The sequence below is a fragment of the Niveispirillum sp. GW835-FHT14G11 genome, assembly GCF_058793615.1.
This window is the reverse complement of the sequence record NZ_JBXAFZ010000010.1, coordinates 21,463-41,649: the sequence shown is the minus strand read 5'-3', so window position 1 is coordinate 41,649 and position 20,187 is coordinate 21,463. Positions and strand designations below refer to the sequence as shown.

Annotated in this window: 20 protein-coding genes; 11 read left to right on the top strand and 9 right to left on the bottom strand. The window is 63.9% G+C overall.

Going from position 1 to position 20,187, the window contains the following annotated elements:
* Position 1: 1 nt before the first annotated feature.
* The 5 genes from AC1Q7F_RS18750 to AC1Q7F_RS18730 all read right to left on the bottom strand — a co-directional run bounded on the left by AC1Q7F_RS18750 (position 2) and on the right by AC1Q7F_RS18730 (position 8,205).
* Positions 2 to 1,435, bottom strand: coding sequence for an aldehyde dehydrogenase family protein (locus AC1Q7F_RS18750; protein ID WP_492509624.1), 1,434 nt, complete (start codon positions 1,433 to 1,435; stop codon positions 2 to 4).
* A gap of 14 nt (positions 1,436 to 1,449) precedes the next feature.
* Positions 1,450 to 2,703, bottom strand: coding sequence for a CaiB/BaiF CoA transferase family protein (locus AC1Q7F_RS18745; RefSeq protein WP_492509623.1), 1,254 nt, complete (start codon positions 2,701 to 2,703; stop codon positions 1,450 to 1,452).
* Between the two features lie 100 nt (positions 2,704 to 2,803).
* Positions 2,804 to 4,732, bottom strand: a complete 1,929-nt coding sequence (locus tag AC1Q7F_RS18740; RefSeq protein WP_492509621.1) for a flavin-containing monooxygenase — start codon at positions 4,730 to 4,732, stop codon at positions 2,804 to 2,806.
* Between the two features lie 64 nt (positions 4,733 to 4,796).
* Positions 4,797 to 5,651 (bottom strand): SDR family NAD(P)-dependent oxidoreductase, encoded by an 855-nt coding sequence (locus AC1Q7F_RS18735; protein WP_492509619.1) that lies wholly within the window; start codon positions 5,649 to 5,651, stop codon positions 4,797 to 4,799.
* A gap of 55 nt (positions 5,652 to 5,706) precedes the next feature.
* Positions 5,707 to 8,205: a TonB-dependent receptor gene (locus AC1Q7F_RS18730; protein ID WP_492509617.1), complete on the bottom strand. Its 2,499-nt coding sequence runs from the start codon at positions 8,203 to 8,205 to the stop codon at positions 5,707 to 5,709.
* A 418-nt stretch (positions 8,206 to 8,623) separates the two neighbouring features.
* Here AC1Q7F_RS18730 and AC1Q7F_RS18725 point away from each other — a divergent pair, with 418 nt between their 5' ends.
* Positions 8,624 to 9,388: an SDR family oxidoreductase gene (locus tag AC1Q7F_RS18725; RefSeq protein ID WP_492509615.1), complete on the top strand. Its 765-nt coding sequence runs from the start codon at positions 8,624 to 8,626 to the stop codon at positions 9,386 to 9,388.
* Positions 9,389 to 9,412: 24 nt separating this feature from the next.
* The gene (locus AC1Q7F_RS18720; protein ID WP_492509613.1) at positions 9,413 to 10,246 is read left to right on the top strand and encodes an SDR family NAD(P)-dependent oxidoreductase; all 834 of its coding nucleotides are present in this window, start codon (positions 9,413 to 9,415) and stop codon (positions 10,244 to 10,246) included.
* Positions 10,247 to 10,322: 76 nt separating this feature from the next.
* Here AC1Q7F_RS18720 and AC1Q7F_RS18715 read toward each other — a convergent pair whose 3' ends face one another.
* Together AC1Q7F_RS18715 and AC1Q7F_RS18710 are read right to left on the bottom strand one after the other, a co-directional pair.
* Entirely contained in the window at positions 10,323 to 10,547 is a 225-nt protein-coding gene (locus AC1Q7F_RS18715; protein WP_492509611.1) for a hypothetical protein, read from the bottom strand.
* Positions 10,548 to 10,634: 87 nt separating this feature from the next.
* Complete coding sequence (locus tag AC1Q7F_RS18710) at positions 10,635 to 11,138, bottom strand: SRPBCC domain-containing protein (RefSeq protein WP_492509609.1); 504 nt, start codon at positions 11,136 to 11,138, stop codon at positions 10,635 to 10,637.
* Between the two features lie 341 nt (positions 11,139 to 11,479).
* Here AC1Q7F_RS18710 and AC1Q7F_RS18705 point away from each other — a divergent pair, with 341 nt between their 5' ends.
* The 3 genes from AC1Q7F_RS18705 to AC1Q7F_RS18695 are packed head-to-tail and all read left to right on the top strand — an operon-like array spanning position 11,480 to position 13,864.
* Positions 11,480 to 11,863: a nuclear transport factor 2 family protein gene (locus tag AC1Q7F_RS18705; protein ID WP_492509607.1), complete on the top strand. Its 384-nt coding sequence runs from the start codon at positions 11,480 to 11,482 to the stop codon at positions 11,861 to 11,863.
* Positions 11,860 to 12,681 (top strand): sugar phosphate isomerase/epimerase family protein, encoded by an 822-nt coding sequence (locus AC1Q7F_RS18700; protein WP_492509605.1) that lies wholly within the window; start codon positions 11,860 to 11,862, stop codon positions 12,679 to 12,681. Before AC1Q7F_RS18705 ends, AC1Q7F_RS18700 begins: the two co-directional genes overlap by 4 nt.
* Positions 12,682 to 12,739: 58 nt before the next feature.
* Positions 12,740 to 13,864: a zinc-binding dehydrogenase gene (locus AC1Q7F_RS18695; protein ID WP_492509603.1), complete on the top strand. Its 1,125-nt coding sequence runs from the start codon at positions 12,740 to 12,742 to the stop codon at positions 13,862 to 13,864.
* Positions 13,865 to 13,886: 22 nt separating this feature from the next.
* On the opposite strand, the gene AC1Q7F_RS18690 is transcribed toward AC1Q7F_RS18695, so the two are convergent.
* Complete coding sequence (locus AC1Q7F_RS18690; protein WP_492510050.1) at positions 13,887 to 14,150, bottom strand: hypothetical protein; 264 nt, start codon at positions 14,148 to 14,150, stop codon at positions 13,887 to 13,889.
* On the opposite strand from AC1Q7F_RS18690, the gene AC1Q7F_RS18685 reads away from it, so the two are divergent.
* From AC1Q7F_RS18685 to AC1Q7F_RS18660, 6 genes are all read left to right on the top strand, one after another.
* Positions 14,112 to 14,606 (top strand): nuclear transport factor 2 family protein, encoded by a 495-nt coding sequence (locus AC1Q7F_RS18685; protein WP_492509601.1) that lies wholly within the window; start codon positions 14,112 to 14,114, stop codon positions 14,604 to 14,606. The two genes, AC1Q7F_RS18690 and AC1Q7F_RS18685, sit on opposite strands and share 39 nt — an antisense overlap.
* A 164-nt stretch (positions 14,607 to 14,770) precedes the next feature.
* The gene (locus AC1Q7F_RS18680; protein WP_492509599.1) at positions 14,771 to 15,097 is read left to right on the top strand and encodes a 2Fe-2S iron-sulfur cluster-binding protein; all 327 of its coding nucleotides are present in this window, start codon (positions 14,771 to 14,773) and stop codon (positions 15,095 to 15,097) included.
* Positions 15,094 to 16,389 (top strand): NAD(P)/FAD-dependent oxidoreductase, encoded by a 1,296-nt coding sequence (locus tag AC1Q7F_RS18675; RefSeq protein ID WP_492509597.1) that lies wholly within the window; start codon positions 15,094 to 15,096, stop codon positions 16,387 to 16,389. The genes AC1Q7F_RS18680 and AC1Q7F_RS18675 overlap by 4 nt, the downstream gene beginning before the upstream one ends.
* A gap of 47 nt (positions 16,390 to 16,436) precedes the next feature.
* Positions 16,437 to 17,408, top strand: coding sequence for an aldo/keto reductase (locus AC1Q7F_RS18670; RefSeq protein WP_492509595.1), 972 nt, complete (start codon positions 16,437 to 16,439; stop codon positions 17,406 to 17,408).
* 42 nt (positions 17,409 to 17,450) lie between these two features.
* Positions 17,451 to 18,236, top strand: a complete 786-nt coding sequence (locus AC1Q7F_RS18665) for an SDR family oxidoreductase (protein ID WP_492509594.1) — start codon at positions 17,451 to 17,453, stop codon at positions 18,234 to 18,236.
* 34 nt (positions 18,237 to 18,270) lie between these two features.
* Entirely contained in the window at positions 18,271 to 19,365 is a 1,095-nt protein-coding gene (locus AC1Q7F_RS18660) for a DUF1214 domain-containing protein (RefSeq protein WP_492509592.1), read from the top strand.
* 56 nt (positions 19,366 to 19,421) lie between these two features.
* Here AC1Q7F_RS18660 and AC1Q7F_RS18655 read toward each other — a convergent pair whose 3' ends face one another.
* Positions 19,422 to 20,186 (bottom strand): 3'(2'),5'-bisphosphate nucleotidase CysQ, encoded by a 765-nt coding sequence (locus AC1Q7F_RS18655; RefSeq protein ID WP_492509590.1) that lies wholly within the window; start codon positions 20,184 to 20,186, stop codon positions 19,422 to 19,424.
* Position 20,187: the final 1 nt, after the last annotated feature.

Here is a 20,187-nt window from a genome sequence, read left to right as displayed (position 1 = left end):
CTCAGCCGGTCACGCCATGGTTGATGTAGGCGGTCTTGCCCTCGGTGAAGAACTCGGCCGCCGCACTGCCCTGCTCGCGCGGGCCGTAACCGGAGGGGCCGCGTCCGCCGAAGGGGACGTGGTAATCAATGCCGGCCGTGGCCGCGTTCACCATGACCAGGCCGGCGCGCGAGCGGCGTCGGAACGTCTCGGCAGTCTTCAGGCTGCGGGTGGCGATGGCGCTGGACAGAGCGTGGTCGGCATCATTGGCGATGGCCAGCGCCTGATCCAGCCCGTCGGCCCTGATGATGCAGGCGACGGGGCCGAACACCTCCTCCCGGTTGATGCGCATGGCGTTGTGCGTGCCGGTGAACAGGGTCGGTTGCATGAACCAGCCGAGCCCGTCCAGACGGTTGCCGCCAAAAGCCAGCTCCGCGCCCTCGGCCCTGGCGACATCGACATAGCGCAGGTTCTTTTCCAACTGCGCCTGGGTGACGGCCGGCCCCATGTCGGTCGTGGCATCCATCGGGTCGCCGACCTTCAGGGCGCGCAGCCGGGTCAGCAGCCGCTCGGTGAACGCGTCATGCACCCTGGTATCCACGATGATGCGGCTGGTCGCCGTGCAGCGTTGCCCCGTGGAATGGAAGGCACCCTGCAGGGCAATATCGGCGGCCAGATCCAGGTCGGCATCGTCAGCCACCACCAAAGGGTTCTTGCCGCCCAGTTCCAACTGCACCCGGATCATGCGCGGCAATGACCGGGCCAGGATGGACCGGCCCACGCCGGGCGATCCCGTGAAGCTGACGGCGTCGGCGCCATCGACCAGCACGGGACCCAGCACGGCGCCGTCACCCACTACCAGATTGAACACGCCTGGTGGCAGACCGGCGCGGTGCAGGATGTTGGCCAGTTCCCAGGCGCTGGCCGGCGTCACCTCCGACGGCTTCAACACAACCGTATTGCCAAAGGCCAACGCATAGGCCGTTTTCCAGGCCGGCAGGGCGATGGGGAAGTTCCAGGGTGTGATCAGCGCCACCACCCCCACCGGTTCCCGCGTCACCAGGGCCGTCATGCCGTCGCGCAGGCCGGGCAAGCATTCGCCGGGGCTGCGCAGTGGCTCGCCGGCGGCGTAATGGAAGATTTGGGCGGCGCGCTTCACCTCCCCGATCCCTTCCTTCAGCGTCTTGCCTTCCTCCCGTGTCAGGATGGCGCCCAGTTCGTCGGCGCGGGCCAGCAACTCGTCGCCCACGCGGCGCAGGATGTCGGACCGGGCCTGCGGGTTGAAGGCGGCCCAGCCGGGCAGAGCCGCCCGCGCCGCTGCCAGCGCATCCGCCGCCTGTTCGGATGTGGCCCAGGCGAAATGGCCGACATCCAGGTCCGGGCGGGCCGGGTTCTCATTGCGGCGGACGGTGGCACTTCCCACCTGGTTGCCGGCAATCCAGTTGCCCTTTTCCATGCGGTATCTCCCTCTCACGCGCCGTGTGTCTGTATGATCCCGCGTCGGGTCAAATCATCGACCGTCCCGGTATCCATCCCCAGGATGTCGTGCAGCACCGACCCGGTCTGTCCGCCCAGCCGGGGCGGGGGGTGGCGATAGCTGGCGGGGGTTTCGGAAAGCTTCGCGGGAAAGCCCACCATCGGAACGCTGGTGCCATCATCCAGATCGATGCGGCGCACCAACCCGCGCGCTTCGATCTGGGGGTCGCCAAAGACCTGATTGACGCGGTTGATGGGGCCGCCGGGCACGCCGGCCTCGGCCAGCCTGTCGATCAGGTCCGCCGATGGCCAGACCTTGATGCTGTCGGCCAGCGTGGCCTCCAGTTCCCTGCGGTTGGTCTGGCGACCGGCATTGGTGGCGAAGCGTGGATCGTCCAGCAGATCCTGCCGGCCCAGCAGGCGGCAGAGATTGCGGAACTGCCCGTCATTGCCAACCGCGACGATGATATGGCCGTCCGCCGCCGCAAAACAGCGATAGGGCACGACATTGGGATGGCCATTGCCAAGGCGCCGTGGCACCTGCCCGCCGACCAGCCAGTTCATCGCCTGATTGGCCAGCAGCGATACCTGCGTGTCCAGCAGGGCAAGGTCGATATGCTGCCCCTGGCCGGTCTGGTCACGGTGGCGCAGGGCTGCCAGGATGGAGATGGTGGCATAAAGCCCGGTGAACAGGTCCGACACGGGCACGCCCACCTTCAGCGGTTCGGCGCCGGGGGTGCCGTCGGGCTGTCCCGTCACGCTCATCAGCCCGCTCATCCCCTGGATCAGGAAATCATAGCCGCCCCGCGGGGCATAAGGACCCGTCTGACCGAAGCCGGTGATGGAGCAATAGACAAGACGCGGATTTTCCGCCCGCAGGCTTTCGTAATCCAACCCATAGCGGGCCAGCCCGCCGACCTTGAAATTCTCCAGCACCACGTCGCAATGCCGTGCCAATTGCCGGATCAGGGCCGCTCCTTCCGGGTTGGCGATATCGATGGCGACCGAACGCTTGTTGCGGTTGCAGGCCAGATAATAGGCGCTGAACGGATCGGGATCGCCCGACCCGGTATCCAGATAGGGCGGACCCCAGGAGCGGGTGTCGTCACCCTTTCCGGGCTGTTCAACCTTGATCACCTCGGCCCCCAGGTCGCCCAGGATCTGCGACGACCAGGGACCGGCCAGCACGCGGCTGAGGTCCAGGACACGGATACCGGACAGGGCGGTGGGGGAGGAGGGAATGGACAATGTGGAAACTCTCACGGCTGGGAGGCGGCTGTTATAAAGAAGGGCGGGCCGGCGATGCCGATGTCACCACCGGCCCGCCCAGACCGGCGAGGGGAGGCTCTCACCGAAGCAGGTTGAAATGCGTCAGGTCGGGTTGTCTTGTGACCGCCCAGTAATCGACCAGCCGGTAGGGCCAGGACAGGAAGATGCGGCCCTTGGAATTGTTGTAGTAGCTGTTGGCCTTGGGATGGGTCCAGATCATCTCCTGCATGCGCTTGTCGATGCGGGTGTTGAATTCCTCGAACGCCTCCACCGTCGGCTCAATGGCCTTGGCACCGGCGGCGACCACCGCGTCCAGGCATTCGATGATGTAATGGATCTGGGTTTCGGAGATCAGGTTCTGGCCTGCGGCGTGGTTGGGCGCGCTGTTGGGGCCGACCGTATAGAAAAAGTTGGGGAAGCCCGGCACCGTCACGCCCAGGTAGGAGCGCGGGTCCTCCTCCCCCCAGATAGCGCCCAGGTCCGCCCCGTCACGGCCGACGACCGACAGGGTTCCCAGCATCTTCGATACGTTGAAGCCGGTGGCCAGCGCCAGCACATCGGCCGGCACCCGCGTGCCGTCGGTCAGCACGACACCGTCGGGCTCCACATGGTCGATATGACGGGTCTCCACCGTCACATTGTCGCGCTGAATGGCGTCCAGCCAGCCATCGTCCAGCAGGATGCGCTTGGAGAAGATGGGATGGTCGGGCAGCAGCTTTTCATAAAGGTCCGGCCGGTTGGCGAGTGCTGTCTGAAGCTGGTACTGCGCGAACTGGCGCATGGTCTGGTTATGGGCCGACACCGACATGTCGTCTTGCCAGGTCGGGTCCTTCAGCACATTGATGAACAGGCCGTCGCCCGCGAACCAGAAGACGCGGAAGCGGAACCATTCCCCGAAATGCGGGATGTGGCGCAGGGCGAATTTCATGCCCTCGTCCACCGCCCTGCCGATTTCCGGGTTGCGGATCACCCAGTGGCGGGAACGCTGGAAGATGGTCAGGTGATCCACGATGGGGGCGATGGCGGGGGCCAACTGGTGCCCGCTGGCACCGGTGCCGATCATCACCACCTTCTTGCCTGTCAGATCGACGCCATTGTCCCAGGCGGCCGTGTGCATGGCGGGACCGGCGAAACTGTCCAGGCCCGGAATGTTCGGCATCTGCCAGCGGTTTAGCGGCCCGTGCGCATTGATCACGGCATTGGCGTCGATCACGGTCTCCGTCCCGTCCTGGTGACGGGTGGTGACGCGCCAGAGACCGGCCTGCTCGTCATAATGGCAGGACACGACCCTGGTGTTGAAGATTGTGCGATCGCGGATGCCATATTTGTCGGCCACGCGCAGCAGGTAGGCCTGCATGTCGTGACCCTTGGGGTGGTAATGGTTCCATTCTGGGTTCAGTTCGAACGAGAAGGAATAGAAATGGCTGGGCGTGTCGACGCCCACGCCGGGATAGAGATTCTCGTACCAGGTGCCGCCGACATCGGGGTTCTTTTCGATGATGACATGGTCGTAACCGGCCTCGGCCAGCTTGATCCCGGCCAGGATGCCGGTCATGCCGGCACCGATGACCAGCACCTTGAAGCCGGCGGGACGCTTGCGGCCGGGCTGGTCCAGGCGCGGGGCCGGGATGTCGAACCCCATCTGGTCGAGCAGCATGGGCACGAATTCCTCGTCCACCGGCTCGGCGACATTGACGCTCATCATGCGGCGCATCAGGTCGCGGGGCAGGGGACGTTCGACCGGGGCCGGCACCTGTGTCAGCAGGTCAAACAGCTTTTCCCGCAGTTCCGCCGCCAGTTCCGGCGGCGGGGCCACGGGCTCGGGCGTATAGGGTGACTGGATGAAGGGCTGGAACCGGTCCAACATGGCCGCATCATGCGTATACTGGACATAGACCATCAAGAGTGTGGGCAGGTTCGCCTGTTCCAGCGCCTGACGCAGTCCAGCATGGTCATTTATGGGCAGGGTGCGGTCCGTCGTCGGAGCGTTGGTCACCTGGGTTGCCATTCATCCTCTCCTGGCCGGTCCGTGCCGGCCCCTGTTTCCCTGCGGCCCGACACGGTTGATGCGGTCAGGCGTCCAGAAGCTGTCTTGTCTGTTCGTTGAGCGCCGGGTCGGCCTGACGGCTCAGGAAATCGACGCGGCCGGCGATCATGTCGGCGGTCATGTCGGGGTGGGTGGAGACCCAGAAGCGCCCTTGCGCGATTTGTTCGACGATGCGGCGGCAACCCTCGTCCAGATCCATGCCATAGGTTGCCATCATCTCGCGCATCACGGCGCGGTGACGGGCGGCGGCAGCGGGTTCGCCCTTGCCGGCCTCGACGTCGAAAATGCTGGTCTTCAGCATGCCGGGAAGGACGGAACTGACCTGGATGGGGGCCTTGGCCAACTGCATTTCCAGATACAGACACTCGCTGAACGACTGGATGGCGTGTTTGCTCATGATGTAGGCGGTCTGGGTTGGCATGATGCCGAAGGACCCGACCGAGGCCAGATTGGCGATATAGGCCTGCTGTCCGGCCTTCAGCATATGCGGCACGAAAGCCCGCACACCATGGACGACGCCATGGATATTGATGTTCAGCGTGGCTTCCCAGCGGTCCGCCGGGATTTCCCAGACATATCCGATGGTTTCGATGCCGGCATTGTTGACCAGCAGGCGCACGGCCCCATGCCGGGCGAAGATATCGGTGGCGACGCCGTCCAGTTCGGCCGGCTTCGATACGTCCAGCACCAGCGCCTCTGCCGTGCCGCCGGCGGCACGGATGGACGATGCCGTGGCCTCGGCCCGGTCGCCCGACACATCGGTGACCACCACATGCATGCCCAGCGCACCGACGCGCCGGGCGATGCCGGACCCGATGCCGGCCCCGGCGCCCGTGATGACGGCGACGCCGCCGCCGAACAGTTCTTCTTCCTTGGACATGGGTCAAATCCTGTAAGGGGGGGCGCCGCCATCGCCGGGGCGCCCCCGGTAACGGTTAGTCGCCGAAGCGGTAGCGGACCGACAGGCCGTACATGCGCGGCTCGCCATAGGTGCTGGAGGACGACCCGAAGGACGTATCGGTCAGGTTGGAATTGCTGATGCGGTAGGTCTTGTCGGTCAGGTTGGTGGCGAAGGCCCGCAGATCGATCGGGTAGCCCATGAAATCCTGCCATTCGACCGAGAGGTTCAGCACACCATAGCTGTCCAGCCAGGCGTCGGGTTCGCCCACTTCCGTGGAAACCGAGGTCGAGTACTGCCGGTCGACCCAGGAATAGCCGGCCACGCCCACCAGCGATCCGGCATTGCCCGGCAGCGGATGCTCATAGCGCGCGTTCAGGCTGAACTGGTTCTTCGGCAGGAACGGGAAGGGGATGCAGGACAGATCGGCCTTGATGGCCTGCGCGCCGGGAATATAGGGCGACGGGATGGGCTTGATCCCGGTGCAGGTATCCTTCGTCGTCACCAGCGGATCGGGTGGTACATCGATCAGGAAGGTCTTGTACTTGCCATCGGCCAGCGCGTAGCTGCCCGACAGTTCAAGGCCGTCAACCGGGACGATGGATGCTTCCACTTCGATGCCCCGGATGCGCGCCGTACCGGCATTGAACGTGCGGGCGCCCTGGTCCAGGCCCGCCGGGTTCTGGAAATTATTGAAGGCGTTGTCGGCGCCGGCCCGCTGGATGCCGTCATAATTCAGGTGATAGGCTGCGATGTTGAGGCGGGCGGCCGCGTCGCCGATGTTGAAATCGTTCTTGGAGCCGATTTCATAGTTGGTGACGCGTTCCGGGCCATAGGTCAGGCCTTCCTGGCGCACGCCAACCGGATTGAAACCGCCGGCCTTGTATCCGCGCGAGATCTTGCCGAACACCAGGCTGCCATCGGTGACCGGGTAATTCAGGCCGACATTCCAGGTGGTGGCACTGTTCTTGTCGGACGCGCTCGCCGTGGGGATGTTGAAATAGGTCGGGCCGTAGCGGTTGGCGTCATATTCGTCCCAGGTCCGGCGCAGGCCGGTCGTCAGCTTCAGCCCGTCCAGGCCGGGCGAGACGGCGCCCAGGTCCAGGTCGGTCTGGCCGTATAGCGCCTTGCTTCTGGTTTCCACATCGAACAGCACGACACCGGGGGTGCCGAAATTGAAGCTGCCCTGAGCCTGCGGACCTTCCGGCTGCACATTGGAATAGAAGGCTCCGACGACGCCGATCAGCTTGCCATCCAGGAAGTTGCCCTGGATCTGCGGTTCGACGCTGATCTGGCTGAGGTCGGTGAAAGAAGTGGCGTCGCCGGCCATGCCGTACAGGCCGGGCGAGCCGGCGGGGACGGTGGCCGGGATTTGCGAACTGAGCGCCAGGATGGAGCCGTCCAGGTCCCAGGCATAGCGATGCTTCATCCGCTGATAGCCGACGATGCCCCGGAAGGTCAGTTGATCGGTCAGATCGACGCTGAGCGTGTTGGTGACGCTGTAGACTTCCAGCTTGGAGAAGAGGTCGGTATTGAGTGCGGTTTCACGCGGTCCCAGCGTCTTCTGCCAGGCAAGGATCGACTGGGCGATGGTCGGATCGAAGGAACCGTACAGCGGATCGGTCTGCTGGCGATAGAACAGATTGCCGGCCAGCGTCGTCAGGTTGGTGCCGTTACGCATGCTGGTGAAGGTGAGGCCGCTGCCATTGTCATGGCTCTTGGAATAATAGCCGACCAGATAATTCTCGAAATTGTCGGTCGGCTTCCACAGGATACCGATCCGCGCCGTGTCATAATGCTTGTCGTCATACTCCTCGCCGGCAAATCCGGCGGAGGGTCCCTTGTCGGTCAGCACATACCCGAACGGACCGGGGCCCACATCCTTGGTGAAGCCGTCGCGGTCCACCGTCTTGAACGCCAGGCGCACGGCCAGCGTTTCATCGAACGGCACGTTGAGCACGCCGTCGAATTCCCGGTCGTTGTAATTGCCAAATTGCGCCTGGACATGGCCTTCGAACTTGTCCTTGGGCTTGGCCGGACCCAGCAGGACGGCACCACCCGTGGTGTTCTTGCCGAACAGCGTGCCCTGCGGCCCGCGCAGCACTTCCAGTGATTGCAGGTCGAAGAAGGTGCCGGGGCCGCCCTGGTTGGAGATGACTGAACCCTGGATCAGCGGCACTTCGGCGAAATAGGTCACCACGCCGACGGGGGCCAGATAGGTCTGCCCCTGGCCGCGGATGATGATGGTTTCGGCGTTGCGCGTCGTGCCGTTGGCTGTAATCATCACAGCCGGCACCTTGCCCAGCAGGTCCTGCGGGGAGGCGATATTCTGTTCGCGCAGTGCGGCACCGCCGATCGCCGTGATGGCCGTCGGCACGGCTTGGATATTCTCGGCGCGGCGGTTGGCCGTCACCACGATTTCTTCCAGCACCAGCATATCGGCACTTGATTGCGCGGCCTGGGCCAGGACGGCGCCGGGCATCAGAGAAGCCGCGCTGGACATCAGTAACGCCAGGACCCGACGATCACGCTTCACCATTGTTTCCCCCCTTTTCGGCACTTCGTTCGCGGGCTTGACCCCACGTTGCCTTGATGTTTGACAGGCCGGAGATGTTCGTGCACGGGCCGGGCATCGCTAATATGGCGCCCAAACCGCCCCACACGGGGTGTGAAGCGGCGGCTTCGGCAATGAGTTACGGAGGCGATCCAGTGCGGATGCGCGCCGTCTCATGGCCTTGACCTCCCATGCGTCGCTCGCTCTCCGGCAATGTCGACCGGCCGATTTTGTAAGTATTCACTCACAAAGTCAACATGCGTTATGATAACATTCTTCAACAACGCATATCGACATATCGTCATCATAAAAATCGTCACATGCGAACGATTCATGGCAGTGGGAGGCTTCAGACTCTGGCTCTGCCCTGATCGACAATGGAACAGGGAAGGAGCAAGGTATGGTCCGCAACATTCTCGTCACGGGATCGGCATCGGGAATCGGCCTCGCCACCAGGCAGCGGCTGGAAATGGCGGGTCACCGTGTGATCGGTGTCGATCTGCGCGACGCGGAGATCCAGGTCGACCTGTCCACGGTCGAGGGCCGCGCCAGAATGGTGGCGCTTGCCGGTGAGATGGCGCCCGCTGGTCTGGACGGTGTGGTGGCGGGGGCGGGGATATCCCGTCCCGACCGGCCGGCCGACACGCTGGCGCTCAATTATTTCGGGGCGGTGGGCACACTGGACGGCTTGCGGCCTCTGTTGGCGCGGGGCCGCCGGCCACGTGCCGTTGCCATCTGTTCCACCGCTGCCCTGCTGCCGTTCGATGCCGCTACGGTGGACGCCTGCCTTGCCCAGGACGAGGCGACGGCCCTGGCAGAGATCACGGCGCGGCCGGAACTGTCCTATTCCACATCCAAGCGCGCGTTGTCGTTGTGGCTGCGCCGTGCCGCCGTGCGCCCGGAATGGGCAGGGTCGGGCATCCTGCTGAACGGTGTTGCTCCGGGCGTGGTGGAGACACCGATGACGGCGCCGCTGCTGGTCGACCCGGAGATGGTGAAGCTGATCGCCATGGCGAACCCGATGGCCGTCAGTGGCTATGCCAAGCCGGAGGAGATCGCGGAGCTGATCACCTTCCTGCTGGACCTGGAAGGGCACTACCTGCTGGGGCAGGTGATCTTCAACGATGGTGGTACCGACGCGCTGATGCGCCCGGATGCCTTCTGAATTCAAATCATGGGGATGAACAAGATGACTGGTCGTTTGGAGGGCAAGGTCGCCCTGGTCACCGGCGCCGCGTCGGGCATTGGGCTGGCCATCACGGAACTGTTCCTGGATCAGGGCGCCCGTGTTGTCGCCACCGACATCCAGGATGAGAAGGGCGCGCGACTGGAGGCGCGTTTTCCCGGACGCCTCACCTATGCTCACTGCGACGTCACAAAGGAGACGGAGATCGCGGCGGCGGTTCAGAAGGCCGTTTCGGCATTCGGCCGGCTGGACGTGCTGGTCAACAACGCCGGCATCTGCGACATGATGGTGACCTTCGCGGATATCGATGCCGACCGCTGGGACTGGAACTTCGCGGTGCTGCTGCGTGGGCCCATGCTGGGCATCAAGCATGCCGAACCGGTGATGGCAGCCGGTGGCGGCGGTTCGATCATCAACATCGCCTCCGTGGCGGCGCTGCAACCGGGATGGGGTCCCGTTACTTATACCACGGCCAAGGCGGGGCTTTTGCAACTCAGCCGGGCGGCGGCAGTGCAACTGGCCGGCAAAGGTATCCGGGTCAACGCCATCTGCCCTGGCATGATCGCGACATCAATCTTTGGGGCGTCGATCGGCCTTGAACGAAACGTGGCCGATCAGATGGCCGCGCGCGTGGCTGATGCGAGCGCGACCGTCCAGCCCATCCAGCGGGCCGGCATGCCCGATGACATCGCGCAGGCTGCCCTCTATCTGGCGGCGCCCGAAGCGGGGTTCGTCACCGGCACACATCTGGTGGTGGATGGCGGTCTCAGCATCGGTCCCCGGCATGCCTGGGACCCCAATACGTCGCCGCCGCTATCGGAACTGTTCAGCGGATAAGGAAAGCTTCATCACCCCGTCATGGCGTTAGCCATGACGGGGTGATCACCATCATGCTTTTGAGGGAGGTCCGGGGTCAGCGGCGTCGCGACAACTCATCGAACAGTTGGGGAACAGGCTTCATTCCGAAGGCCGGCATGCTATCGCCCCGATTTTGGGTTGCGGGCGGCTGGAGGAGATTGTCCATCTTCTGCTGCCAGGATGCCTGGCTGACAGACAGGGTGGCCAACGAAGCCGCCAAGACGAGAAGCGCGGCCAGTGGACCAAACTTCGCCGGTGATTTTGTCATCTGCATGATCATCTTGTCCTCCCAATGTTTTTATGTCGGTTTCGATTGAGATGATGCAGAGCCTGGAGCGTTGATCCCGCCGGTGGTGTCAACCTGGGATCATGCGGCGCGAGCCCTGTACATTGTCTCCGCCCGTGTCTTCAGCGCGCGGGCGGTGTCGTTGAAAGCGCGGCGGACCCATGGGCCGGCAAAGCGCATGACATGGATGCCATTCTCCCCGGTGAAGGCATCGGTGGACAGGTAACGGCATCTGTCAGGCCCAAGTGGGGTAATCACCTGATCGCGACGCGCGGTATAGGGCCAGGCAGGATCATAGAGCTGTTCCCAGGACAGCAGCCGTTCCGGCTCGAAAGCGCAGATATATTCGGTAATGGTCAGCAACTGGCCCGGATTGACATAATCGACCAACGTCATTCGGACCGGCGCGCCCATTTCCAGCGTCGATACGGCGTTGACACAGAACGGGTTCCATTCACCATAGCGCGGCATGTCGGTCAGGATATTCCAGACCACAGACGCGGGCGCGCCGATGTCGACCGGGTCCGACGCGACCAGGATCTCCCGATCATAAACGGCGAACGGATCAAAACTGGACTCGCCCACTGGAATCTCCATTTGCAATGATAAACGCTATGATAATTACGCATGATACCAATGAATGCGCTTTATGAAAAGCGTTGTTCGTCGCATATTGCAAAATTATATGCGGATTGCCATGACGTCCATCGCAACAGCCGGCGCGGTGCGGCGGACGCCGGATGCGATCCCAGTTTTCCTCATAAGTGGAGATTCTGTGGTGTATCAATTTAGATAATCGCTGCATTATCCAGAATATATTACGCATTTTGCGAAAATCTGACCTTGCTCGCCGAGGTCGGGTCGGCGCATTGGTTGCAGCATCGTTCACCGCTCCATGCCTGTTTTGCGTTAGGGAGAACCCGATGATGCCCGACCAATCCGTGATGAAGGCGGCGCTGCAGGCCTATATCGACCGGACCAATGCCGACGATGTCGATGGGCTGATGGCCTTGTTCGCCCCGGATGCGTGGATGGAGGACCCGATTGGCACGCCCGTCAAGAACAGGGCGGAGATGGAAGCGCTGTTTACAAATGGTGTGGCCTATGGCGCGCGCATCACCCCCGTGGCGCCCATCCGGGGCTCCTATGCGGCGGAGGCGGCTGTGGTGTTCGAGGTCGAGTTCACCCCGCCAGGCGGTAAGCGGACCCGTATTCGGTCCCTGGACGTCTGCACCTTCGACGATGGGGGCCTGATCACCAGCCTGCGGGCCTATTTCGGTCCCGACGATATCGAGGAGATCGGTGCGTGACGCGGGACGGCATGCCGATGGTTTCTCTTTGTCTCAACGGTTTCAACGGCTCCCCCTGGTTCGGGGGTAGGGCCGATCTGCCGGCCTGGATCGACGCGTCGGCGGCGGCGGGTTTCACCCTGTTTGCGCCGGATCGGTTTTCGCTTGAAGCCTGGGAGGCCGGCGGCAACAGTCTGAATGATCTGGCGCGGCGCATGCGCGATGCGGGGGTCGGGTGCGGCTTCATCGCCGCTGCCGCCCTTCTGGACGCCGAGGGTGACCCCGGCCCCGATTTGGCGCAGGCCGTGCGGGCGGCGCAAACCCTGGGCGCACCTTTCATCCAGGTGAATGTCGCGGCCCCGCGGGGATCGGCACGTCTGGCGGCCATCGAGACGGCCTGTGCCGCCACGCGTGGGACCGGTATCCGTATCGCCATCGAGTATCTGCCCACCCTGCCGCTGTCGTCCCTGGCGGAGACGCTGGAGATGGTGCGCCATGTCGGGGTGGCGCAGGCTGGTGCCATGATCGATATCTGGCACCACGCGCATGGACCGGATGATTGGCAGGCGCTGGAGACGGTACCGCTGGACGCCATCGCCTATCTTGAATTCTGCGACGCGCTGCCGGCGGTGACGGGGGATCTTCATATGGAAATGATGTCCCGCCGCACCTTTCCCGGTGACGGGGTGCTCGACGTCGCCCGTTTTGCCAGCCTGTTCCGGGCCAGAGGATATGACGGCATGGTCAGCGTGGAAGTGCTGAACGCGCAATGGCGCGGGCGCGATCCCCGGCCCTTTGCCACCCGTGCCCATGCCGGCTCGATCACCTATTGGGAATGACAGGCGGGCGGGGGCACGGGTGCGTGCATCCCGGCACCGCGATGAAGGAGGGCGGAGGATGCTGAAGGTCGAGGCTATGGTCTGTCACGCGCCGGGTGAACCGTTGCGGCTGGAGATGCTCGACCTCCGGCCACCGGCCGATGACGAGGTGCTGGTGGAGATCATGGCCAGCGGGCTGTGCCACACCGACCTCAGCCAGCTTGAAGGCCAGACGGCCCATTTCCCCTTTCCCATCGTGGCGGGGCACGAGGGGGCGGGGATCGTCCGGGAATGCGGCAAGCATGTCACCAATGTCGGTATCGGCGATCATGTGATCCCGCTGGCCATCGGTGAATGCGGCACCTGCGGCCATTGCCGGTCGGGGCGGACCAATTTGTGCGAGACCTTCCTGGCGGAACTGGGCCGGCCAGCCTCCCGCTTCTCCCTGAACGGCCAGCCGGTGTCATCCTATGCCGGGGTGGGCACGCTGGCCCGTTTCGTGGTGATGAAGCAGAGCAATGTCGTGGCCATCCGCAAGGACGTGCCCTTTCACCTTGCCTGCACGCTGGGCTGTGCGGTGGCGACGGGCGTCGGGGCGGCGATCCACACCGCCCATGTCGGGAAGGGGGACGCGGTCGCCGTATTCGGGCTGGGCGGGATCGGCCTGAATGTCGTGCAGGGGGCGCGTCTGGCAGGTGCTTCGCGCATCATTGGCGTGGACCTGAACCCCGACCGTGACGCGCAGGGGCGCCGTTTCGGTCTGACCGACTTCGTCAATCCGAATGAGGAGGATGCGGTCGCGCGCATCCGTACCCTGACCAATGGCGGTGTCGACCACAGCTTCGAATGCGTCGGGCATGCCGGCGTGATGCGTCAGGCGATGGATTGCACCCATGTCGGCTGGGGCTGCTGCACAGTGCTGGGTGTGCCGCCGGAAGGTGAGGAGATGCGCATCCTGCCGTTCAACCTGCAACTCGGCCGCATGATCAAGGGCTCCTTCATGGGCAATGTGAAGCCGCGCAGCCAGCTTCCCCAATGGCTCGACCTATATGTCGAGGGGCGGCTCAATCTGGATGATCTGGTGACCCACCGCCTGCCCATGGCCGATGTGAACAAGGGCTTCGCGCTGATGAAATCCGGCGAGGCGCTGCGGGCTGTTGTCAGCTTTCAGCAGCAGAATGCTGGCGTGGAAGCAGCGTTTTGAGGCCGGGCAAGGCGGCTGGCCCCTATCCCAGGTCGCGGGTCACATCCTCCATGTCCAGCGGGCGGACCAGCATGAAAATGGCGCTCCAGTCGTAATGGTCGTGCCGGGCGGCGCGATCCTGTTCGGCGATCAGGTGGATATCCTCCCGCAGCGCCTCGTACTGCGCCAGGACGCGCATGCGTCCCGCCGGGCTCAGCCGGACCAGATCGGCGACATAGCAGGCATCGACAGTCGCGACTATGCTTTGATGCGCAGCCTCTATCACGACGATACGATCGATGATCACAGCCCGTTCTATCACGGATTGGCGGATGGCTATGTCGCCTGGCTGCCGTCGATGATGGCGACTTGGCGGGCAACCGCGCATTCAGTCGGTAACATGCTGCATCTCATCGACGGCGAGCTGGCGGAGGGTGAGATCGGCGCCAGGGCATGGCATCTGACCCAGGACGGCACCCCGCGAGTTCACCGCCCATGGCCGTTATATCGACCGGTACGCGCGGCGGGCTGGCGTTTGGCGCTTCACACATCGTTCCTTCATCCTGGACTGGTCGGAAGATCGCGTCGTGGCGCCGGGCGACGATTTCGGGACGACGGGCGTGGGAAGGGGGGCAGCCGGCCCGGACGACCCCTGCTATGCGCGCCTGCCGATGTTGCGCGCGGACCGCCTCGCCGGAGGTTGTGGTTGTGCTGGCTGCGGGCAGGGCATGCCAGAAAGGCGGATTATGGCATGAAGCGTTGAATAATGTCGGCGTATCTACGCATATTGAAGAACTTTACGTCCATATCATTCGAATATCGTATTGCATGTGGATTGGGCGGTAGGTACCCTGCGCGAAAAGGGGCACATGCACCCGGCGGCAATAACCTGGGCTGATACACGGCGCCGGGGAGGAAAATCAAGGGATGGAAGCTGTGGTAACGATGTCGGTGGTGACCCGTGCCGGGGATGAGATCAAGATCGAGGGGCAGGTCGGCACAACGGTCATGGAAGCGATCCGGGACGCGGGCGTCGACGAGATGCTGGCGCTGTGCGGCGGCTGCTGTTCCTGTTCCACTTGTCATGTCTATGTGGATGACGCCTTTGCCGCGACGGTGACGCCGGTGACGGAATCGGAGAGTGACCTGCTAGAAGGCTCCGCCCACAAGACGGCGCAGTCGCGGCTGTCGTGCCAGATCAGCATCACCGACAAGGTTGAAGGCCTGCGTGTCACCCTGGCGCCCGAGGATTGATCCGTCGCCATGCATCGGGTGCTGTGCCGGTTTGGGGGATGGATGAGGACGGGGTCGACCAGATGGATGTGGTGATCGTGGGCGGCGGCCATGCCGGCGCGCAAGCGGCGATTTCCTTGCGGCAGGCGCAGTTCCAGGGGCGCATCACCATCATCGGCGATGAGCTGGAGCCCCCCTATGAACGTCCGCCCTTGTCGAAGGAATATCTGTCGGGGGATAAGGGCTTTGACAGGCTGCTGATCAGGCCTCGGCATTTCTGGCAGGAGCGAGGGGTCGAGCTGCGATTGGGACGCAGGGTTGTGGCAGTGGATGCCACGGCACATGCCGTGACGTTTAGTGACGGTTCGGTGCTTGAGTATGGCCGGCTGATCTGGGCCACGGGGGGTGCGCCGCGCCACCTGACTTGCGACGGCCATGACCTGAGCGGCGTACATACCGTGCGGACCCGCGCGGATGTCGACCACATCATGTCGGCGCTGGCGGCGACGGAGCGTGTGGCCATCGTGGGGGGCGGCTATATCGGGCTGGAGGCGGCCGCCGTGCTCCGCAAGTTGGGCAAGAAGGTCACCGTGCTGGAAGCCCTGGACCGGGTTCTGGCGCGTGTCGCCGGTGAGCCCTTGTCCCGCTTCTATGAGACTGAGCACCGGGCCCAGGGCGTCGAGATCCGTCATAATGTCCAGGTGACCGGCATTGAGGGCAAGGACGGCCATGTTGTGGGCATCCGTCTTGCCAATGGCGAGGTGATGCAAGCCGACATGGTGATTGTCGGGATCGGGATCATCCCCGCTGTTGAACCCTTGCTGACGGCGGGGGCGGAGGGCGGGAACGGTGTTGCAGTGGATGCGCGATGCCGGACGAGCCTGCCCGACATTCATGCCATCGGGGATTGCGCATCGCACCGGAACGCCTTTGCGGACGGTGCCTGGATCAGACTGGAATCCGTCCAGAATGCCACCGATCAGGCGATTGTCGCGGCCAAGGACATCATGGGCGGCGATATCGAATACCGGTCCGTGCCCTGGTTCTGGTCCCATCAATATGACCTGCATCTGCAGACCGTCGGCCTGTCGGTCGGCCATGACGAATGCATCCTGCGTGGCGATCCGGCGACACGCAGCTTCTCCATGATCTATCTGAAACAGGGCAGGGTGATCGCCATCGATTGCGTCAACTGCATGAAGGATTACGTACAGGGCAAGAAGCTGGTGGCTGACGGGATGTCGATCGACCCACAGCGGCTGCGGGATGCCGCCACGCCCATCAAGGATATCATCGCCGCGTCGGCGCAATGAACCGCGTCGGCCCATAACGCCGTCCGCGCATCAGGAAGGACAGATCCATGCTTGAGAAGATCGTTCTCAACAATACCACGCTGCAGGTCAGCCCGCTCTGCTATGGCACCAACATGATGGGCACGGCCCTGGATCAGGCGCGATCTTCCGCCCTGCTCGACCGGTTCGTGGCGCTGGGCGGCAATTTCTTTGATACCGCCCGCTCCTATGGTGATTGGATACCGGACGCCCCCGCCGGTGCCAGCGAGCGGGCCATTGGCGCCTGGCTGAAGACCCAGGACCGCAGCAAGATTGTCATCGCTACCAAGGGCGGGCAGATGGATTACCGCGCCGGTGATTGGCGCAACCGGGCCAATCCCGCTGACGTGACCAAGGATCTGAATGAGAGCCTGGATCATCTGGGCGTGGACCAGATCGATCTCTACTGGCTGCATGCTGACAATCCGGCCGTCCCGGTGGGTGAGTTGATCGACAGCCTGATTGCACATCAGAGGGCCGGCCGCATCCGCTATTTCGGTGCGTCGAACTGGTCGGCGGACCGGGTGTTGGAAGCCCAGGCCTATGCGAAGTCGGTCGGGCACCCTGGGTTCGCGGCAGTACAGCCCTTCTGGGGCCTGGGCAAGCCCAACGCCGAAGCTGCCGCCGCTCAGGGCTATGTGCTGTATTACGAGGATGGCATGGCCGCCGCCCACCAGGCCGGGCTGACCATGATCCCCTATTGCGGTCAGAGCCGGGGCTTCTTCACCAAGGTCGATGCCGACGGGGAAGAGGCGTTGCCCGATCATCTCAAGGCATTCTACGTCAATGACACAAACCGGGCACGGCTGGCCGTGGCACAGGCCCTGGCGGTCAAGCATGGCGTCAGCATCAACGAGATTGTCTTGGCCTATCTGATCGACCAGCCATTGCAGACCATCCCCATCATCGGGGCCAGCCGGCCGGAGCAACTGACTGAAAGTGTCAAGGCCATCGGCGTCAAGCTCAGCGCCGAGGAAATCGCCCAGTTGCAGGTGGCCTGACGCGCCATTTCGGGCCGGCGGCGGGTTCTCACGGAGGAAACAATGCTGCTCAAGGATAAGGTCGTCGTCATCACCGGCGTCGGGCCGGGCATGGGACAGGCCATGGCCAGGATCGCTTCGGCGGAGGGCGCCAAGGTGGCGCTGGCAGCGCGCAACAAGGACTTCCTTGACGCGGTGGTGTCGGACATCACGGCGTCGGGCGGGCAGGCCATCGCCGTGCAGACCGATGTCAGCGATGCCGGTCACTGCACGCGGCTGGTAGCGGCGACCATTGATGCGTTCGGTCGGATCGATGGTCTGGTCAACAGCGCCTATGCCGGCGGGGAGATGGGGTCGCTGGAAACCACGGATGTGGAGAAATGGGCCCAGGTCATCGACGTCACCTGCCTGGGCGCCGTACGGATGGCACAGGCGGTGGCACCGCAGATGAAGGCGCAGGGTGGCGGGGCGATTGTGAATATCGCCACGATGCAGGCGCAGAAGCATCTGCCCGGTGGCTCGCTCTCCTATGCGGTGTCGAAGGGCGCGCTGGTGACGGCTTCGCGCCAACTGGCGGCTGAACTCGGCCCCTACAATATCCGGGTCAATGCCACGCGGATGGGGTGGTTGTGGGGAGCGCCGGTGCGCAACGCCCTGAAGGAGATGGCGCAACACGCCGGAACAACGGTGGAGGCCATTGCCGCCGGTGTCGCGCAGAACATTCCCCTGCGCGTGATCCCGCCAGAGGAGGAGTGTGGCCGCACTGTCCTGATGTTCGTATCGGATTACACGAAGATGGTGACGGGTGCGGTGCTGGATGTGAATGGCGGGGAATGGATGGCCCCGTGATCCGGGGAGGCATAAAAGGCGGGGGGAGCGGGACGTGAGCGAGGATATGTCCGCCGGTAATGCCGGCGACGTGCGTCTGGCCCAGACATGGCGCAGTTTCTGCGAGCGTCTGGCAGAGGCGGGGGAGGTGCTTCTGCGCGAGCAGGCGCCGACCAACCCGCTGGATCAGGCGGAAGGCGTGCGTTATCTCAGCCGTCTGACTCGCACGGCACTGAACATGCTGGTGGATTCATCCGACCCTGATTTCCCCCGCATCTTCCTGCTGACCGACGACACGATCAAGATCGGGGCCGACAATCCGGACAATCTGTATCAACAGGTCGTGGTCAGGGGCGACCGGGATTATCGTATCCGGGGCACGCGCGGCACCGTTCCCTATCTCAGCATCGGCAGCAAGGCCAACCGTTACGCCATCGACGGCACCATGGCCTCAACCGGGGAGATCGAGTTTTCTGACATGGTATTCGACGCCGATGGCGGGTTCGAGATCCTGGTCAGCCGGGAGCCCAAGCCCGGCAATTGGCTGCCCATGGCGGACGATACGACGCTGCTGATCATCCGTCAGACCTTTGACGACAAGGCCACGCAGGTGCCGGCCGATATCCGGATTGAGCGGGTGGGGGAGCCTAAGGTGCCGGCCCTGCTGACCCCGGAAAAGATCGAGGCGCAGTTAAGCGGGGTAGCGGCCTGGGTGCGCGGTACCGCCAACACCTTCGCCAACTGGTCGGAATGGTTCAAGGCCACGCCCAACCGTTTCTATGAGGCCGACCAGTCAATTTTCTGGCGGGCCGGTGGCGACCCGAAGATCTGGTACGGGCACCTTTATTATGACCTCCAGCCCGGCGAGGCGCTGGTTCTGGAGGCCACACCGCCGAAATGCCGGTTCTGGAATTTCCAGCTTGATAATTGGTGGATGGAATCGCTCGACCATGTGAACCAGAGGATCTGGATCAACGGATCGAAGGCGCGGTACGAGGCGGATGGCCGCGTCGTTCTGGTCTGCGCCGATGTCGATCCGGGCTTCGGCAACTGGATTGACCTGGCCGGTCATCGCAGCGGCACCGCGCTCTGGCGTTGGATCGAGGCGGAGGCCCATCCCGTGCCGACCTGCCGCGTGGTGAAGCTGTAAGGTCATCGGGGTGCTGCCACACTCCCATCCGGGGGTATGGCAGCACTCCACACGGTTCAGGCCCCGGAGTTGACCGCATCCAGGGCTGCGCGCACGGATGGCGCGTGACAGGGCCGGCAGATCAGCAGGTCGGGCATATAGGTGTCGCGCTGGTTATAGACCAGCGGCGACCCGTCAATGCGTGAGATATGCAGTCCGTGGGCGCGCGCCACGGCGGCGGGGGCACAACTGTCCCACTCATACTGGCCGCCGGAATGCAGGTAGATGTCGGCCTGGCCGAGGATCACCGCCATGGCTTTTGCGCCGGCCGAGCCCATCGGCACCAGTTCTGCCCCCAGCATTTCCGCCACCGCTACGGCTTCCTTCGCCGGCCGGGTGCGGGAGACGACCATCCGCAGCCTTTCCGGCGCTGTTGGGACACTGACGGTGCGGTCGGAGCGCAGGACCATGCCACCGTCAAGGCCGGGCAGGGCAACGGCGCCGATCAAGGGTGCGCCGTCGATGGCCAGGGCGACATGCACCGCCCAGTCGGGCCGCACCTCCCCATATTCGCGGGTACCATCGACGGGATCGATGATCCAGACGCGGGATTTGTGCAGCCGTTCGGGATTGTCCTTCTCCTCCTCCGACAGTAGGCCGTCATCGGGGCGGGCCGCCCGGATGGCATGGACCAGGAACTGGTTGGCCGTCTGGTCGCCAGCCTTGCCCAGCGCCTTTGGATCGAACAGCCCTGATGCGCGGACCTCCAGCAGGATGCGCCCGGCCGTTTCGGCCAGATGTGCTGCGAGTTCGGCGTCGGTCATGGTATTTGCGTTGGTCATG

Bases quoted from the DNA above. Each gene is read 5' to 3' on its own strand.
- AC1Q7F_RS18725 (WP_492509615.1), top strand. From the start codon at position 8,624: ATGGTCCGCAACATTCTCGTCACGGGATCGGCATCGGGAATCGGCCTC.
- AC1Q7F_RS18735 (WP_492509619.1), bottom strand. From the start codon at position 5,651: ATGTCCAAGGAAGAAGAACTGTTCGGCGGCGGCGTCGCCGTCATCACG.
- AC1Q7F_RS18715 (WP_492509611.1), bottom strand. From the start codon at position 10,547: ATGATCATGCAGATGACAAAATCACCGGCGAAGTTTGGTCCACTGGCC.
- AC1Q7F_RS18655 (WP_492509590.1), bottom strand. From the start codon at position 20,186: ATGACCAACGCAAATACCATGACCGACGCCGAACTCGCAGCACATCTG.
- AC1Q7F_RS18695 (WP_492509603.1), top strand. From the start codon at position 12,740: ATGCTGAAGGTCGAGGCTATGGTCTGTCACGCGCCGGGTGAACCGTTG.
- AC1Q7F_RS18680 (WP_492509599.1), top strand. From the start codon at position 14,771: ATGGAAGCTGTGGTAACGATGTCGGTGGTGACCCGTGCCGGGGATGAG.
- AC1Q7F_RS18670 (WP_492509595.1), top strand. From the start codon at position 16,437: ATGCTTGAGAAGATCGTTCTCAACAATACCACGCTGCAGGTCAGCCCG.
- AC1Q7F_RS18750 (WP_492509624.1), bottom strand. From the start codon at position 1,435: ATGGAAAAGGGCAACTGGATTGCCGGCAACCAGGTGGGAAGTGCCACC.
- AC1Q7F_RS18685 (WP_492509601.1), top strand. From the start codon at position 14,112: ATGCGCAGCCTCTATCACGACGATACGATCGATGATCACAGCCCGTTC.
- AC1Q7F_RS18720 (WP_492509613.1), top strand. From the start codon at position 9,413: ATGACTGGTCGTTTGGAGGGCAAGGTCGCCCTGGTCACCGGCGCCGCG.
- AC1Q7F_RS18740 (WP_492509621.1), bottom strand. From the start codon at position 4,732: ATGGCAACCCAGGTGACCAACGCTCCGACGACGGACCGCACCCTGCCC.
- AC1Q7F_RS18705 (WP_492509607.1), top strand. From the start codon at position 11,480: ATGCCCGACCAATCCGTGATGAAGGCGGCGCTGCAGGCCTATATCGAC.
- AC1Q7F_RS18665 (WP_492509594.1), top strand. From the start codon at position 17,451: ATGCTGCTCAAGGATAAGGTCGTCGTCATCACCGGCGTCGGGCCGGGC.